We start from the raw sequence: 16,049 nt of genomic DNA, 5'->3' as shown, positions 1-16,049 counted from the left end.
AGGCTCTCAAGGGTAAACCGTTCTGCTGCCCGCAGGCCCGCACGCAGGCGGGACCACGCGCGCAAGAGTGCTGTGCGCATGTTCGTCTCCATTCAAAAATGTCAGAAGCTCAGTTGATGAATTGAGCTAAAAATGCTCTGTTTTCCGGAGAAAAACCAATGAAACCTTCGGCAATTGGCATAAAGAGAACTTATTCATGAAAATGTCGCGCCAGTTCCCGCTGAACGCCCTGCGGGTGTTCGAAGCCGCCGCAAGGCATCTCAGTTTCACCAAGGCCGGTGAGGAACTGGGCATGACGCAGACGGCGGTGAGCTATCAGGTGAAACTGCTGGAAGAGAATATCGGCGAGCCGCTCTTCATCAGAAAGGCACGGCAGGTTTCGCTGACCGAGGCCGGGCAGAAACTTGCGCCGAAAGTCGCCGAAGCTTTTAATATGTTACAGGAGGCTGTCGATAGTGTGCGTGACACGCCTGACGCCACCTTGACCATCCATTCCACGGCCACCTTTGCCTCGCGCTGGCTCTCGCGGCATCTGGGAGCTTTCCAGCTCGAACATCCTTCCATCGCCGTGCGGTTGGAAACGTCGGGGACATTGATCGATTTTTCCCAATCCGATTGCGATGTCGCCATTCGCTGGAGCAAAGATAACGGCAAAGGGCTTATCTATCATCAATTGCTGCGCGGCGTTTATACGCCGATGCTGCATCCGAGCCTTGCCGAAAGCATCGGCGGATTGCACAAACCGGAAGACCTGCTGCGCCTGCGCATCATCGATCCCGGCGATATCTGGTGGAGCCAATGGTTCCAGGAAGTCGGCGTCGAAAATCCCGGCCTAGACCGTTATCCCCGCAGCCGCCTCAATGTGCAGGCCTTCGAAGCCGCCGCCGCGATCGCCAGCCAAGGGGTGGCCATGCTCACCCCGGAACTCTATGCCGACGAGATCGCGCTCGGTCGACTTTATCAACCCTTCGAGCACCTCAGCAGCGAAGGCAAGAACTATTGGCTGGTCTACCCCGAAAACCGCAGGAACATCCGCAAGATCAAACTGTTTCGCGACTGGATATTGAAACGGATCGAAGAAAGCCATCCGCAGCAACCGTCTCAAAACCCCATGTCCGGCGCGTAAAAACAGCGCGGCGTATCCTCGTCCGGAAACAGGCAGAGATGATATTCGCCATCTTCGGATCGTCTTGCCTCGCGCTGTGACCAGTTGAAGACGTGACGCCGCGTTACCATGCGGTGATCGCCGGGCGCGAGCGAGACCTCGTAACCGTCAGGCGTGACACGAACACTGCGCGTGGGGATCATCTGGCAGTCGCCGGTTTCGGCGTCGCCATTGCAGCAATAGCTTTCATATTTAAACCCCTTGTGGGATTCATGGGCAAGCGCGGTGGCGCTGAACGCCAGAGATAGGAAGAGGACCGTCAGAACAAGGCGCATCGGCATGGTCTCCGTTGAAAACAACGGCGGCTGCCGGAAGATCATTGCGTCCCTTTATTCAAATTTCACATCAACACTCACCCGGACACAACGGCGCCGGGAACTGCGATACCTGCCCCCTGATCTGCCCCCACCCAGGGTTCGCAGCGCCCGCTTTCGGAAGAACCGCCAGCGAAACATGTCATGGAAGCCCTGCGTGTCGCGCATAAAACCGGAATGGATTTCCGGCAAGACGCCCCACAGGACTCCGCAGCCTTACATTTTAACACATCAGCAGACTGCACAAAGGATAATAGCTGAGTCGCGTTACCCAGCTAAGCACAAACGATGCGACAGGAATGAGCTAATGCAACTTTACCGGGCCAACCCATGTTAAAGTTACGCCAAACTGATATTGCAGACACAAAAGCATCGGATTGTGAACAATCGCGCCCCAAGCTTTGCTTTCCCCTTCCCTAAAGGCCAAATTTCTCGCAAGGTGCGCTGCACAAGGATCAGGGGAACCGCATGTACGAATACGCCATTGCGTGGGAATGGATGGCCTTTGCCGTCCGCTGGCTCCACGTCATCACCGCCATCGCCTGGATCGGCTCGTCCTTTTATTTCATCGCGCTCGATCTCGGGCTGGTCAAACGCCCGGATATGCCGCCAGGCGCCTATGGCGAGGAGTGGCAGGTGCATGGCGGCGGCTTTTACCACATCCAGAAATATCTGGTCGCCCCTGCGCAGATGCCCGAGCACCTGACATGGTTCAAATGGGAAAGCTACGTCACCTGGCTTTCCGGCTTCGCCATGCTCTGCATCGTTTATTATGGCGGCGCCGATCTCTTCCTCATCGATCATTCGGTGCTGGCGCTCACCCAGTTCCAGGCCATCGGCCTGTCGCTTGCATCGCTTGCCATTGGCTGGCTGTTTTACGATTTCCTCTGCAAATCGCCGCTCGGCAACAATACCTGGGGCTTGATGGTGGTGCTCTACGTCGCGCTGGTGGCGATGGCATGGGGTTATACGCAGGTTTTCACCGGCCGCGCCGCCTTCCTGCATCTCGGCGCGTTTACCGCCACCATCATGTCAGCGAATGTGTTTTTCATCATCATCCCCAACCAGAAGATCGTCGTCGCAGACCTGATTGCCGGGCGCACGCCGGACCCGAAATATGGGCGCATCGCCAAACAGCGCTCATTGCATAACAACTACCTGACGCTGCCCGTTATCTTCTTCATGTTGTCGAACCATTATCCGCTGGCCTTTGCCACGCAGTTTAACTGGATCATCGCAGCACTCGTCTTCCTGATGGGCGTCACCATCCGCCACTGGTTCAACACCACCCATGCCCGCAAGGGCAAGCCGACATGGACCTGGCTCGCGACCGCGCTCATCTTCATCGTCATCATGTGGCTTTCCACCGTGCCGAAGGTGCTGACCGGCGAAGAAGAGCAGAAGGCAGCGAGGCTTTCGCCGATGCAGCAGCAATTCGTCAGCGACGCCCATTTTACCAAGGCGCGTGATGTGGTTCAGGGCCGCTGTTCCATGTGCCATGCGGCCGAACCGGTGTGGGAAGGCGTGCCCTTCACGCCGAAATCCGTAAAGCTCGAAACCGACGAACAGATCGCCGCCCATGCGCGTGAAATCTATTTGCAAGCCGGCCGAAGCCATGCCATGCCTCCCGGCAACATCACCGCCATCACCCCGGATGAGCGCAAGCTGCTGACCGCCTGGTATGAAAGTGCGGTTTCCGGGGCTGGAAAAGCCGAAGGAAAAACCGAATGAGCATGGTTCTGCTGCGTGGCCGCCTGCTGAGCTTCCGCCGCGCGCCGCTCTCGATCGACGATACCCAAAGCTACCTCTACATCGAAGACGGCGGCCTGCTGATCGAAAACGGCAGGATCGCCGCCATTGGCGAATACGCCGATATTCGCAAGGCGGCACCGGAAGACGTCGAGGAAAAGGACCACCGCCCGCATCTCATCGTGCCGGGCCTCATCGACATGCACCTGCATTTCCCGCAGATGCAGGTCATCGGCTCCTATGCCGCCAACCTTCTGGAATGGCTGAACACCTATACCTTCCCGGAAGAATGCCGTTTCGTTGAAACCGCGCATGCCCAGCGCATCGCCACGCATTTTTACGACGAGCTGCTGCGCCACGGCACCACCACGGCGGCTGCCTATTGCTCCGTACACAAGACCTCCGCCGACGCCTTTTTCGCGGAAGCGATGAAGCGCAACATGCTGATGGTCGGCGGCAAGGTGATGATGGACCGCAACGCCCCGCAGGGTCTGCTGGACACGCCGGAAACCTCATACGACGAGACCCGGCAAGTGATCGCCGACTGGCACGGCAAGGGACGCAACCACGTCGCCATCACCCCCCGCTTCGCCATCACCTCCACCCCGAAGCAGATGGAAGCGGCCCAGGCGCTGGCGCAGGAATTTCCCGATCTCTTCATCCAGACGCATCTGTCTGAAAATCTGGACGAGATCAAATATACCTGCGAGCTTTACCCGGAAGCGACGGACTATACCGACATCTATGTGCGCTACGGTCTGATGGGCAACAAGACTCTGCTCGGCCACGCCATTCATTTGTCCGATCGCGAGGCGGATGTGCTGTCAGAAACCGGCGCAGTGGCGGTGCATTGCCCCACCTCGAACCTCTTCATCGGCTCCGGCCTGTTCCCGATGAAAAAGCTGCAACGGCGCGAAAAGCCGGTGCGGATCGCTGTCGCCACCGATATCGGCGGCGGCTCGAGCTATTCCATGCTGCGCACCATGGATGAGGCCTACAAAATCCAGCAATTGCTGGGCGAGCGCCTCAACCCGCTGGAAAGCTGGTATCTGATGACGCGCGGCAATGCCGAAGCACTCTCCATGGTCGACCGCATCGGCACGCTGGAAGCCGGCACGGATGCCGACATCACGGTGCTCAACGCTTCCTCCACACCTGCCATGGCGCTGAAGATGGAAGTGGTGAAAAGCTTGACGGAAGAGCTGTTCCTGATGCTGACCATGGGCGACGACCGCACCGTGGTGGAGACCTACGTGGCCGGCCGGGCGATGAAGAGCGTGCTGGCATAGTTCGGCTGGGGCCGAAACATTCGGCTGCGATCTCGTTTAAGCAGGCCCATATTGAAGCAAGCGGTTGCCGCTTGTTTCTTCTCCCCGTCCGGGGAGAAGGTGGCCCGAAGGGTCGGATGAGGGGGCAACGTCGCCGGATTTCGGAGAGCTTGCCCCCTCATCCCGCTGCCGCGACCTTCTCCCCGGCGGGGAGAAGAAACCCGTGGCACCCACTCGCTCTACATGATTGCCTGACGCCATCTCGGCCGAGTGCGAAAACGCTCTGGAGCAGACCGTGCCCGACTTAGACACAACCACCCTGCTCATGATCCTCGCGACCTTCATCGTTGCCGGCATCGTCAAGGGGGTGACCGGCATGGGACTGCCCACCGTCGCCATGGGCGTGCTCGGCCTCTTCATGCCGCCGGTCGTCGCCGCCGGCCTGCTCATCCTGCCCTCCTTCATCACCAATATCGGGCAATTGCTGGCTGGGCCTGATTTCCGGGCCATTGTGAAGCGGCTGTGGCCGATGATGATCGCCATCGCGCTTGGCACCATCATCGGCATCCGGCTCATGACATCGGGCACCGGCGTCTGGACCACCTCGGCGCTCGGCCTGTGCCTTGCGGTTTACGCAGCCTATAGTCTGCTTGCGAGACCGGTCTCGATTCCGGCAAGGCTGGAACCAAAACTCTCGCCCGTCATGGGGCTGGTGACGGGCCTTCTGACCGGCGGCACCGGAATTTTCGTCGTGCCCGCCGTGCCCTATATCCAGTCGCTCGGTTTTAACCGCGACGATCTCGTGCAGGCGCTCGGCCTTTCCTTCACCGTTTCCACCCTTGCACTGGCTGCCGGGCTTGCCTCGCAGAATGCCTTTCACGTCGAGCATCTGTCACTTTCCGCGCTGGCCGTCATGCCGGCCCTTGCCGGCATGTGGCTCGGTCAGAAGGTTCGCCACATCGTCAGCCCGGCGACGTTCCGGCGCTGGTTTCTCATCTGCCTGCTTCTGCTCGGCTGCGAACTGTTCCTGCGCGCATTTTGGTAACAGTACGGCGACGATTTTAATGTCGCCACCACGCCATCCATGCTATGCGAAGCAATCATTCAAATGTGAAGGCTTTATCCATGGGCAAAATCCTGACCATAGCGGACCTGAAACAGCAGGCGCAGCGCCGTGTGCCAAAGATGTTTTTCGACTACGCCGATAGCGGCGCGTGGACGGAAAGCACCTACCGCGCCAATGAGGATGATTTCGCGAAGATAAAGCTGCGCCAGCGCGTGCTGGTGGATATGACCGACCGGTCGCTGGCCACCGAAATGGTCGGCCAGAAGGTATCCATGCCGGTCGCACTCTCCCCCACCGGCCTCACCGGCATGCAGCATGCCGATGGCGAAATGCTGGCCGCAAAAGCAGCCGAAGAATTCGGCGTACCCTTCACGCTGTCAACAATGAGCATCTGCTCCATCGAGGATGTCGCTTCCGTCACCTCGAAACCCTTCTGGTTCCAGCTCTACGTGATGAAGGACCGCGACTTCGTCAACAATCTGATCGACCGGGCGAAGGCCGCCGGATGCTCGGCGCTGGTGCTGACGCTCGACCTGCAAATCCTCGGACAAAGACACAAGGATTTGCGCAACGGCCTCTCGGCCCCGCCGAAATTCACCCCGAAACATATCTGGCAGATGGCCACGCGGCCCAAATGGTGCCTGGACATGGCGCGCACCAAGCGGCGCAGCTTCGGCAACATCGTCGGCCACGCCAAAAATGTCTCCGACCTCTCCTCGCTCTCCTCCTGGACGGCCGAGCAGTTCGATCCGCGCCTGTCGTGGAAAGACGTCGAATGGATCAAGCAGCGTTGGGGGGGCAAACTGATCCTCAAGGGCATCCTTGATGAAGAAGACGCCCGCGCCTCCCTCGATACCGGCGCAGACGCCATCATCGTTTCCAACCATGGCGGCCGGCAGCTCGACGGCGCACACTCCTCCATCGCCATGTTGCCGAAGATCGTCGATGCTGTCGGCGACAGGGTCGAGGTGCATATGGATGGCGGCATCCGCTCCGGCCAGGATGTGCTGAAAGCCGTCGCGCTCGGCGCCAAAGGTGCCTATATCGGCCGGCCCTTCCTCTATGGCCTCGGCGCCGATGGCAAGCGGGGCGTAACCACGGCGCTGGAGATTATCCGCAAGGAGATGGATGTCAGCATGGCGCTTTGCGGCAAGCGGCTGATTACGGATGTGGATCGCAGCATTCTGGCGTGATGGTGACGTCGAGTAGATGGGCAGGGCCTCGGAGCCGATGCGCCATAAAGTCCCGCCCTACGCTGCCTCCCTCATCCCTGTGCCTGTCACAGGGATCCAGCCAGCCCAAGTCCTTGGGCTGAAAGGAGTGTTTCCGTCGCGCAGACGCGCGCCGGCTGGATTCCTGTGACAAGCACAGGATGAGGACAAGAGGGCCTAGTGCCCCACCGTCTTCGAAAACACATTCACGATCACCACCCCGGTGACGATAAATCCAAGGCCCACGACGGCGGCGGTATCCAGCGTCTGGCGGAAGACGACATAGCCGATCCCGGAAATCAGAACGATGCCCAGCCCGCTCCAAATGGCATAGGCCACGCCCACCGGCAGCGCCCGCAGGGTGAATGACAGCAGATAAAAGGCCGCGCCGTAAAACAGCGCCATCAGCACCGTCGGCAAAAGCCGTGTAAATTGCTGCGACTGCTGCAGAAAAGAGGTCGCGATGACTTCGCAGACGATGGCGGCGACGAGCGCTCCATAGGTCAAGACAGCTGCATTCATCACCCTGCATCCTTCTTCGTCTGCGCGATCATGCGCTTTTTGAGCGCCACCCTGTCGCCACCTGCCCTGCCATCATCGGCCAGAAGATCGGCGAACCAGATGCCGTCAGCGGCAAGCCGTACCAGCTCCAGTACCACCCCATCATCCGTTTCCTTATGACGGGCAAGCCGCCCCTCGATCCAGCTGTTCCACATGCGCCGAAGCGACGGTTCACCGACCATGGAAACCGAAATCGCGGCCCACTGTTTCCCCGAATCCCTGCCCCGATCCGAGAAAACTGCGTTCACATAGGCCCTCGTAAAGCGCCCGAAAGCTTCACAATCCTGTGAGACGAGGTCATCGATTTCACAGTCCAGGGCCGCCAGAAGGTCCGCCATGACCGCTTCCAGCAGCGCCTGCTTGGATGGGAAATGATGGAACAACCCGCCTTTCGTCACCCCGGCCGCATCCGCAACCGCCTGCACCGAGAGCGCCGCAACACCCTGTGCAGCAGCAAGTCTGGCCGCGCAATCGAGAAGATTGCGGCGCACGAGTTCGGGTTGCTTCTTGCGTTCGTATGCATTTGCCATGACACGAAACATACCGGATGGTTGGTTTCTTTTCAAGGAAATTGTAGGGCCGCCCGTCCGCTTGAAATTCATACTTAATTAAGCATGAAAGCGATCTCTAAAGTTTTAGCGGTTTTGTTGCCGGAAAGTGTCAGTAAAACTTCGCCCATCGCGGCGATCGAACAAAAGGGGTGAATTATGTCGGGAACGGTCAAACGGGGAATGGCGGGTGCATGGGTCTTCGCGCTCGCCTTCTTTTGCGCGATCCTCTCATTGCAGGCGTCGCCTGCGCAGGCGGGTTATGCCCATTTCATCATGGACGCCAATACCGGCAAGGTTCTGGCCGCTCGCAACGCCGATGTGCTCAACCACCCCGCATCGCTCACCAAGATGATGACGCTTTACATGACCTTCGAGGCCTTGCATTCCGGGAAACTGCGCTGGGACCAGAAGATAAAGATGTCAAAGAACGGCGCGTCGGTCATCCCCTCGAAGCTCTATGTGCGCCAGGGCCAGACCTTCACCGTGCGCGAGGCCGTCTATGGCATGATCGTCAAATCCGCCAACGACATGGCGGAAGGCATGGGCGACTATCTCGGCGGCTCGGAGGCGCGCTTTGCCCAAATGATGACCCGCAAGGCCCGCCAGCTAGGCATGACGAAAACGGTGTTCCGCAACGCCTCCGGCCTGCCCAGCAAATCGCAGGTGACGACCGCGCGCGACATGGCGAAACTCGGCCTGGCGCTGCAGCGTGACTTTCCCAAGGAATACCGCCTCTTCGCCATGGAAACCTTCCGCTTTCGGGGAAAACGCATCCGTGGCCACAACAATCTGATGTATCGCTACAAGGGCATGGACGGCATCAAGACCGGTTACACCAACGCTTCCGGTTTCAACCTCGTCAGCGCCGTCAACCATAATGGCCGCCGTGTCGTTGGCGTCGTGTTGGGCGGCAAGACCGCCCGCAGCCGCGATGCCCAGATGGCCGCCCTTCTCGACAAGGCCGTGCCGCAGGCATCGAGAAGCCGCAATACCGAACAGCTCGTCGCCAGCGCGAGTGTCAGCCGTACCTTCGATCTGCCGCCCGCGGCCGTGCCGCTGCCCATGTTTGCCGAACGCCGCCGCGCAGATCCGGTCGCCATGCAGATCGCCACAGCAAACGATCAGGTGGCCGACATGATGCAGGTTTCAGCCATTCCGCGGCCGGCACCCGCTGCGGCCTCCGCCGGCCAGCGCAGCCGCTGGGAAGTGCAGATCGCCGCCACCGACAGCGAAGCCGCCGCCCGCTCGCTGCTCGCCAATGCCCGCTCCAACATCGCCAGAAACCATGCCGGGATCGCTCCCTATACCGAAGCGGTGCAAAGCGGATCGGCAACGCTTTACCGCGCCCGGTTCACCGGCTTCGAAGACCAGTCTTCGGCGGTTGCCGCCTGCAAGGCGCTCAAGGCGCAGTCCTATGCATGCGTGGTGATGACCAGTGAGGGGTGATCCCTACCGCTTCAGCCAACCGTTCTCCAATGCATCAGCCAGATAGGGAATGCCGTTGACCCTCGCCATTTCCGACATGGCCAGATTGTCGTAACGGATATTTCGGAAATAGACCTGCCAGCCGCGCCCGGTCTCTTCCAGCACGGCATAGGTGGCGAGCGCATGGCCCGCTTCCACGCGATGATCGAAAGGCGTGTCGTCCTTCCAGCCGGGGCAGCCGACGCTACCGGGATTGACGATCAACCGGCCGTTGGAAAGCTGCACCGCACGGGGAATATGCGTGTGGCCGCACAGCATCAGCGGCTGGGTGATACCTTCCGCCCGCTCCTCTATTTCGGCAAGCGGCCGCAGTTTCAGCACGCCTTCCGGCGACAGCGTTTCCAGCCAGTAGTCGAGATCACCAAGTGGCGAGCCATGGCAGCAATAGGCGACATCCTTGAACACCATGCTGAAGGGTAAGGTTTGCAGCCAATCCAGATGGGCGGCGCTCAGCTGCGCATGCGCCGGTCTTTCCCAGCTTCCCATCTCCTCCGGCGCGCGCTCGATCAGTTCCCGGTCATGATTGCCGCGAATGCCGGGAATCCAGTTGCTAACAAGCACATCACCGGTAAAGCCCGCTTCCAGCGGGCCGCTGAAACAATCGCCGAGATTGACGATGTCCTTGATGCCAAGACGGGCGATATCCTCCAGCACGGCTTCGAGTGCTGCGCAGTTTCCGTGAATATCGGCAATGGCGGCAAAGATCATGGCAATCAGCTTCCTCGATAGGTGGAATAACTATAGGGCGAAAGCAGAAGCGGCACGTGGTAGTGGCCGCTCTCGTCGGCAATGCCGAAACGGATCGGGATAATGTCGAGAAAGGCCGGCTCCGGCAGCACCACGCCCTTGCCGCGCAGATAATCGCCGGCATGGAAAACCAGCTCGTATTCGCCGGCCTTGAAACTGTCGCCGACAAGCAGCGGCCCCCCATCGACACGGCCGTCGCTATTGGTCTGCACCGTCTTCACCTTTTCGCGGCGATCATCGGAGAGCCGGTAAAGCTCGATCGTCAGCCCCTCTGCGGGTGTGCCGTGGGCAGCGTCGAGGACATGGGTTGTCAAACCGGTCATAGGCTGGGCTCCGCGATCATGAAGGACTCATCGAAAAAATACTCTTCCAGATTGTTACCCGGCCCATCGCGGTCGGCAACCAGAAAATCCGAAACCGCCTGCAACGGCATCAGCGGATAGTGCCAGACATTGCGGCGATAGTTCACGCCCTGATCGCCCCGCGCCAGAAACACCTGCGGCCGGCCGGGCCGGCCGCCATCGTCATCGGCGACAACCACGAGGAAAGGCCGGCCGGAGAGCGGCGAAAAACTCTGGCTGCCGAGTGGATGCCGTTCCATCATCTCTATTTGATGCGGAAAGGCGCGCGGCTGCCCGCGGAAAATATTGAGGATGACACGAGCGCCCTCACCCGCCGCCTCCGGCGCTGCGAGCGCATGGTGCCGCTCGGTCTGGCCACCATTGATATGCCGCATGGAAGAGGGTGTCGTTTCGATCACATCACCGAAGGATGCGAAAGCCTCTTTGGTGAGAGGTTTTATGTCGAGAAAATCAGTCAAATGTCATTCACCTTGGGCATGCCAGTTTCGGAGAAGGGAGAGACGCGCCTGCAAATCCGGAATGCTCTGCGTTACCGTTTTCCAGATGACCGAGAGTTCCGCCCGGAAATAATCATGCACGATTAGATTGCGCATACCCTTCATTTTGATCCAGGGGATCTCCGGATGCTGCTGTAAAAACGCGGGGTATTGCTTATCCAGCTTGGCGACCGCCTCGCCAATCAGGGCAAGACCCATCATGACCGCCATCTGCGTCCGCGTGTCGGAAGAAAAAGCGGCCTCATCCATATCGTGAACGAAATCACCTATTCTGGAGGCGGCAACATCCATCTCCTTCAGATAGAGCAGAAGCCGATCCGTACTCATACCGCTTTGGCTTCCTTCAGAACCCGCGCCCGTATGTCCGAATGCAGGCCGCCTGAGGTGACGACGTCGACCTCCACACCAAGCAGCGCCTTCAATTCCTCCAGCAACCCCCCGAGATCAAACAGCGTCGTGCCCGGCAGCGCATCCACCAGAATATCGAGATCGCTGTCCGGCCGGTCCTCACCACGGGCGACGGAGCCGAACACGCGCGGGTTCGCCGCGTTGAAGCGTTTCGTCGCTTCGCGGATCGCTTCCCTGTTCTTTTCCAGCACCTCGGAAGGTCTCATGATCTTCATCTCCAGACGGCGCGATTCTAGCAGAACGGCTACCGCTCGCCAATTCAGCCTTCCGGCAGCATCGAGGAAAGGCGCAGCCAGGCGATCTTTTCCACCTGCGCCGTCGCCGTCTCAAATTCTTCGGCTGCACCGTTGCCGATGCGCGTCTCGAAGGCGGAAAGAATATCGTGCCGGTTCAGCCCCTTGACCGCGATGATGAAGGGAAAGCCGAATTTTTCGGTATAGGCACCGTTTAACGCGGTAAAACGGGCGTGCTCTTCGGGGGTAAGCCGGTCCAGCCCCGCACCGGCCTGCTCGTTGCGGCTGTCGGCCGTCAACTCGCCCGCAATCGCCAGCTTGCCGGCAAGATCGGGATGCGCCCGCAATACGCCGAGCCTTTCCGCCTCGGAAGCGGCGCGAAACTGCGCGCTAAGCACGGCGTGAACAGCCTTCGCCGTCAGTTCCAAACCCGCTCCGCCGGCGTCATAGGCCCGTTCGGCTATGAAGGGCGAATGTTCGAACACGCCCCCGAAACGGCTGACAAATTCTTCACGCGTCACCATCAAAGCACCTCCGGCCTGTGATGTTCATGCCAGTGACGGGCGATCTCGATGCGCTGCGGGATCCACACTTTCTCGTGGCTAAGCACGTATTCGATGAAACGGCGAAGTGCCGCCGCACGCCCGGGACGGCCGACAAGACGGCAATGCAGGCCGACGCTCATCATCTTTGGCGCGCCTTCGACGCCCTCCTGATAAAGCACGTCGAACGCGTCCTTCAGATAGGTGAAGAACTGGTCGCCGGAATTGAAGCCCTGCGGCGTGGCGAACCGCATATCGTTGGTTTCGAGCGTATAGGGAATGATCAGAAAAGGCTCGTCCTTCGGACCTTTCACCCAATAGGGTAGATCGTCGGCATAGGAATCCGACGAATAAAGGAAACCGCCCTCTTCCATGACAAGGCGCAGCGTATTGTCGGAAGGCTTACCCTGATACATGCCGTAAGGACGCTCGCCCGTCACTTCCGTGTGCAGACGCACGGCTTCGACTATATGTTTGCGCTCTTCCTCTTCGGAAAAATCCTTATATTCCAGCCAGCGATAACCATGGCTGGCGATTTCCCATCCCGCTTCCTTCATCGCCGCTACGGCCTCGGGGTTACGGGCCATGGCGGCGGTCACACCGTAAACGGTGGTGGTGACGCCAAGCCCGGTGAACATGCGCCACAGCCGCCAGAAACCGGCACGCGAGCCATATTCGTAGATCGATTCCATGTTGAGGTTGCGCTGGCCCGGCCACGGCTGCGCGCCGACGATTTCCGACAGCAGCGATTCCGACGCCTTGTCATTGTCGAGAATGCAGCTTTCGCCGCCCTCCTCGTAGTTGATGACGAATTGCACGGCGATGCGTGCGCCGCCCGGCCATTTCGGATCCGGAACATTGCGGCCATAGCCCACCAGATTGCGGGAGTAATTCTCGGAAATCATTCAGCCACCCAGACCATCTCTCCCAAGGCGGAAACCGATTTTGGGAGACATAAAACAGATCTCCGAAGCGCGATGACCCCCAACGGGCACAACATACGCTTCAGATATGCGATATCCGAACGGTAGCATCCGCTTCCGGAATGTCGAGATCAATTTTGCCGACATTCCGATGCTTTTTTGTATACGATTGCGACAACGTGGTCTTCAGGCAATTTTCCGGGCGGAAACACGGCCCATGGGATGAAGCGAGTGCACCCGGAAAGGCGCGCCCGGTTCGTCCTCAATGAATAGCGCAAGGCTGGAGAATTGCAGCGACCGGGTCAGTAGCGGCTCGAAGACCTTACGTACGGCCCGCTCTATCCTCTGGCTGCTGGAAGCCTCCACACCGCCCGTCAGCGACATCTGAAACCGGAACTCGTCCATCACATGCGGACTGCCCCAGCGATGCAGATTGGTGAGCTGCGAGGCCGAAAGCCGGTCCGGATCCGCGCGCTCGATTTCCGCGTCGGAGAGCGGCGCACGATAACGGTCGAATTCCTGCACCACGCGGGCGGCGAAAAAATGCAGCACTTCACAGGGACGCTCGGGAACGAGACTGAAGACATTCTCCTGTCTCGCCACCACAAGTTGCGGCAGCATGAAGGGCTCATGCTTGCCGGAGAAATACATCAGGTCGCGCAAAAGCGCGGCCTCGGAATGGCCTTCGGCAAGGCGGAAGGGAGCCTTGATCGTGCCATGGAAACCATACCGGCGCGGCAGGGCCGTATGGTAGGAAATCTCCTGCATGCCGAGGTCGATCGTGCCGGGAGGTTCCACGGCCTGACCTGAATAGACATCGCGCCCCAACCACGCGGCCGCCGCCTGCGTCAGGGGGTCATTGGGGGAAGGCGTGAAATGAATGGCGTATCGCATGCGCTGTCACCTCGCCGCAAATGCGGACAAACCGGCCTCTTTGCAGGCCAGCAAATAAGTGATTTGCGTGACAGATTAACGACGTGGGCGGCCTGGTCAGAACTTTCTAAAAGCCGCGACGGCAATACTCACATGTTGTTGAAGGTGAAAGCCCGAGGGGATGACAGGCGTGTGACCGCACACGGTTTGCAACGCCGCATCGGCAAGAAAATGCGCCAGCCCGAAGCTGACCTTGAAGCCGCCGGTCAGCGCAACGAGCCTCGGATGGCCGGGGATCGCGCCCACCATCGGGTCCCTCCCCACCGCTTTCGGGCGCAGCCCCGCCCAGCGTTCCAGCACCGGCGCGCGGACAAGCGAGGGAACAACGGCTGACGCATCCGCAAGCAGTTTTTCGAGCTTTTCATCGGTATTTAAGGGATCGGAAAAACAATCTTCGCTGGTACTGCCGATTGCGACTGTGCCGTCTTCATGCGGCACGATATAAAGTCCGTTCAGGAACACGACCGGCATCGCCGCGTCGGCCGCCGCATCGAGAAGCGCCGCCTGCCCCTTCACCGCCTGCCCGAGCGTCACGCCAGCCTCCAGACCGAGAGCATCGCGGATCAGAGGAAAGGAATCATGGCCGCTGGCAACAATCACTTGACCGAAAGAAACCTCCTCGCCCGACGACAGCACCGCCCGCCCGGCATCCGCATCGAGCAAAAGAACGCGGCGACCTTCCGCCAGCCGCACATGCCGCGCCTTACCGAGAAAAGCCGAAAGAAGGGCGATCAGCGCACGCGGCGAAACCCGCGCCGCCAGCGTATCGAACACGAAACCCGCCTCACCCGCCGCATCATCCACCCAGCCCGCGACCGAAGGGCTGTCGCCGACATGCCAATGGAACCGGCGCTCACCCGAAACCCAGTTCTCCAGCGCATCCCGTTCGTGCCGTTCGGCAATGGCGCGCAGATGCGGCTTCGGCAGCGGAATGATCCGGCCGGAGCGGCGGTAGCCGGCGGAAAGCCCGGTTTCCGCCTCCAGCCCGGCAATCTCTTGTTCAAGCGCAACAAGGGCGTCGAATTGGAACTGCTTCTTGTCCGACCAGCGGTCCGGCATGTGCGGCATCAACGCGCCCAGCAGCCCGCCGCTGGCGCCGCCGCCGGTGCGATCCGCCTCCACCAGCAATGTCTCGATGCCGAGCCGTTCCGCCTTAACGGCGGCCCACAGCCCCATGATGCCGCCGCCGACGATGAGGAGCGGCACGGAAGCCGGCAATCTTGGAGATTGACCCTGTTCGAAAGCGGGATTATCGGCTTTAGCCATGAAACATTCCAACAAAAATATCACCGAGACCGGCGCAGCGGCCGGTTCATCGGTCGGGGAAGCCCCAACCGCGCTCGACTGGCGTGGAGGGGATATGCCCTATTCACTGGCCTTTGACGACCATTTTTATTGCCAGACGGATGGCCGGCTGGAATGCGGCCATGTCTTCCTCTCCGGAAACGGACTGCCGGAGCGCTGGCTCGAACGCGAGGGCGTCTTCCGCATTGGCGAACTGGGCTTCGGCACCGGGCTTAACCTCTGCGAGACATGGCGCCAATGGAAAGAGATGCGGAAAGAGATGCGCAACGGCCGCTCCAGCCTGCATTTCATCTCCTTCGAACTCTACCCGATGAAGGCGGAGGAAATCGACCGGGCGCTTTCCCGTTGGCCGGAAGTGGATGCCGAACGCAAGGCGCTCACCGCCCTCTGGCCCGCCGAGCCGAAAGGGCGGGTCGAAATCCAGCTCGATGACGAAACGCGCCTGACAGTGGTTTGCGGCGAGGCGCTCGCCGGCATTTCCGCAAGCGAGGAAAGTTTCGACGCCTGGTTTCTCGATGGCTTCGCACCCGCGCGCAATCCGGACATGTGGTCGCTGGAGATCATGCAGGCGCTTTTCGCAAAGACGGCGCCGGACGGCACATTCGCCACCTATGCCGCCGCCGGCTTCGTGCGCCGCAACCTCATCGCCGCCGGTTTTGAGCTGGAGCGTCGGAAAGGATTTGCCGGAAAGCGGGAGATGCTCTGCGGCATCAAACCATTTGGCTGACG

Annotated in this window: 19 protein-coding genes; 7 read left to right on the top strand and 12 right to left on the bottom strand. The window is 60.0% G+C overall.

The annotated features are described in order from the left end of the window. Window positions 1-196: 196 nt before the first annotated feature. Window positions 197-1,126 (top strand): LysR substrate-binding domain-containing protein, encoded by a 930-nt coding sequence (locus tag AGR1_RS01730; protein ID WP_080790003.1) that lies wholly within the window; start codon window positions 197-199, stop codon window positions 1,124-1,126. Here the strand turns inward: AGR1_RS01730 and AGR1_RS01725 are convergent. Then, window positions 1,102-1,440, bottom strand: a complete 339-nt coding sequence (locus tag AGR1_RS01725) for a hypothetical protein (RefSeq protein WP_003524238.1) — start codon at window positions 1,438-1,440, stop codon at window positions 1,102-1,104. The genes AGR1_RS01730 and AGR1_RS01725 overlap by 25 nt on opposite strands. A gap of 507 nt (window positions 1,441-1,947) precedes the next feature. Between AGR1_RS01725 and puuD the strand changes: the two genes are divergently transcribed. The 4 genes from puuD to AGR1_RS01705 all read left to right on the top strand — a co-directional run bounded on the left by puuD (window position 1,948) and on the right by AGR1_RS01705 (window position 6,755). Beyond that, window positions 1,948-3,210, top strand: a complete 1,263-nt coding sequence (puuD, locus tag AGR1_RS01720; protein WP_149146015.1) for a urate hydroxylase PuuD — start codon at window positions 1,948-1,950, stop codon at window positions 3,208-3,210. Beyond that, window positions 3,207-4,517 (top strand): guanine deaminase, encoded by a 1,311-nt coding sequence (guaD, locus tag AGR1_RS01715; protein ID WP_149146014.1) that lies wholly within the window; start codon window positions 3,207-3,209, stop codon window positions 4,515-4,517. Before puuD ends, guaD begins: the two co-directional genes overlap by 4 nt. Before the next feature lie 304 nt (window positions 4,518-4,821). Then, window positions 4,822-5,541: a sulfite exporter TauE/SafE family protein gene (locus tag AGR1_RS01710; RefSeq protein WP_080792737.1), complete on the top strand. Its 720-nt coding sequence runs from the start codon at window positions 4,822-4,824 to the stop codon at window positions 5,539-5,541. Between the two features lie 80 nt (window positions 5,542-5,621). Further along, window positions 5,622-6,755, top strand: a complete 1,134-nt coding sequence (locus AGR1_RS01705) for an alpha-hydroxy acid oxidase (protein WP_187772018.1) — start codon at window positions 5,622-5,624, stop codon at window positions 6,753-6,755. Between the two features lie 195 nt (window positions 6,756-6,950). Here the strand turns inward: AGR1_RS01705 and AGR1_RS01695 are convergent, their stop codons facing one another. Both AGR1_RS01695 and AGR1_RS01690 read right to left on the bottom strand, forming a co-directional pair. Next, window positions 6,951-7,295 carry a multidrug efflux SMR transporter gene (locus AGR1_RS01695; RefSeq protein WP_080789997.1) on the bottom strand — a complete coding sequence of 115 codons (345 nt, stop codon included), beginning with the start codon at window positions 7,293-7,295 and terminating at the stop codon, window positions 6,951-6,953. Continuing rightward, window positions 7,295-7,876, bottom strand: coding sequence for a TetR/AcrR family transcriptional regulator (locus tag AGR1_RS01690; RefSeq protein WP_149146012.1), 582 nt, complete (start codon window positions 7,874-7,876; stop codon window positions 7,295-7,297). Before AGR1_RS01690 ends, AGR1_RS01695 begins: the two co-directional genes overlap by 1 nt. 189 nt (window positions 7,877-8,065) lie before the next feature. Here AGR1_RS01690 and AGR1_RS01685 point away from each other — a divergent pair, with 189 nt between their 5' ends. Continuing rightward, complete coding sequence (locus tag AGR1_RS01685) at window positions 8,066-9,331, top strand: D-alanyl-D-alanine carboxypeptidase (protein ID WP_187772159.1); 1,266 nt, start codon at window positions 8,066-8,068, stop codon at window positions 9,329-9,331. Between the two features lie 3 nt (window positions 9,332-9,334). On the opposite strand, the gene AGR1_RS01680 is transcribed toward AGR1_RS01685, so the two are convergent. The 9 genes from AGR1_RS01680 to AGR1_RS01640 form a co-directional block, all read right to left on the bottom strand. Then, window positions 9,335-10,078, bottom strand: coding sequence for a metallophosphoesterase family protein (locus AGR1_RS01680; RefSeq protein WP_149146010.1), 744 nt, complete (start codon window positions 10,076-10,078; stop codon window positions 9,335-9,337). Between the two features lie 5 nt (window positions 10,079-10,083). Continuing rightward, window positions 10,084-10,440, bottom strand: coding sequence for a hydroxyisourate hydrolase (gene uraH / locus AGR1_RS01675; RefSeq protein ID WP_149146009.1), 357 nt, complete (start codon window positions 10,438-10,440; stop codon window positions 10,084-10,086). Further along, entirely contained in the window at window positions 10,437-10,937 is a 501-nt protein-coding gene (locus tag AGR1_RS01670; RefSeq protein ID WP_149146008.1) for an ureidoglycolate lyase, read from the bottom strand. The genes uraH and AGR1_RS01670 overlap by 4 nt, the downstream gene beginning before the upstream one ends. Window positions 10,938-10,940: 3 nt before the next feature. Further along, on the bottom strand, window positions 10,941-11,303 hold the full coding sequence (locus AGR1_RS01665; protein WP_080789986.1) for a DUF86 domain-containing protein: 363 nt from the start codon (window positions 11,301-11,303) through the stop codon (window positions 10,941-10,943). After that, on the bottom strand, window positions 11,300-11,590 hold the full coding sequence (locus tag AGR1_RS01660; RefSeq protein WP_035220685.1) for a nucleotidyltransferase family protein: 291 nt from the start codon (window positions 11,588-11,590) through the stop codon (window positions 11,300-11,302). The genes AGR1_RS01665 and AGR1_RS01660 overlap by 4 nt, the downstream gene beginning before the upstream one ends. A 53-nt stretch (window positions 11,591-11,643) precedes the next feature. Beyond that, complete coding sequence (uraD, locus tag AGR1_RS01655) at window positions 11,644-12,141, bottom strand: 2-oxo-4-hydroxy-4-carboxy-5-ureidoimidazoline decarboxylase (RefSeq protein WP_149146007.1); 498 nt, start codon at window positions 12,139-12,141, stop codon at window positions 11,644-11,646. Next, a complete protein-coding gene (gene puuE, locus AGR1_RS01650; protein ID WP_149146006.1) occupies window positions 12,141-13,064 on the bottom strand; it encodes an allantoinase PuuE in 924 nt (307 codons plus the stop codon). The genes uraD and puuE overlap by 1 nt, the downstream gene beginning before the upstream one ends. A gap of 204 nt (window positions 13,065-13,268) precedes the next feature. Next, entirely contained in the window at window positions 13,269-13,976 is a 708-nt protein-coding gene (locus AGR1_RS01645) for a DUF1045 domain-containing protein (protein ID WP_077981502.1), read from the bottom strand. Between the two features lie 96 nt (window positions 13,977-14,072). Next, complete coding sequence (locus AGR1_RS01640) at window positions 14,073-15,281, bottom strand: FAD-binding oxidoreductase (protein ID WP_149146005.1); 1,209 nt, start codon at window positions 15,279-15,281, stop codon at window positions 14,073-14,075. On the opposite strand from AGR1_RS01640, the gene mnmD reads away from it, so the two are divergent. Further along, window positions 15,280-16,047 (top strand): tRNA (5-methylaminomethyl-2-thiouridine)(34)-methyltransferase MnmD, encoded by a 768-nt coding sequence (mnmD, locus tag AGR1_RS01635; RefSeq protein ID WP_149146004.1) that lies wholly within the window; start codon window positions 15,280-15,282, stop codon window positions 16,045-16,047. The genes AGR1_RS01640 and mnmD overlap by 2 nt on opposite strands. Window positions 16,048-16,049: the final 2 nt, after the last annotated feature.

The organism is Agrobacterium sp. B1(2019) (genome assembly GCF_008274755.1).
GTDB classification, from domain to species: domain Bacteria; phylum Pseudomonadota; class Alphaproteobacteria; order Rhizobiales; family Rhizobiaceae; genus Agrobacterium; species Agrobacterium salinitolerans.
This window is presented reverse-complemented; position numbering and strand designations above follow the sequence as displayed.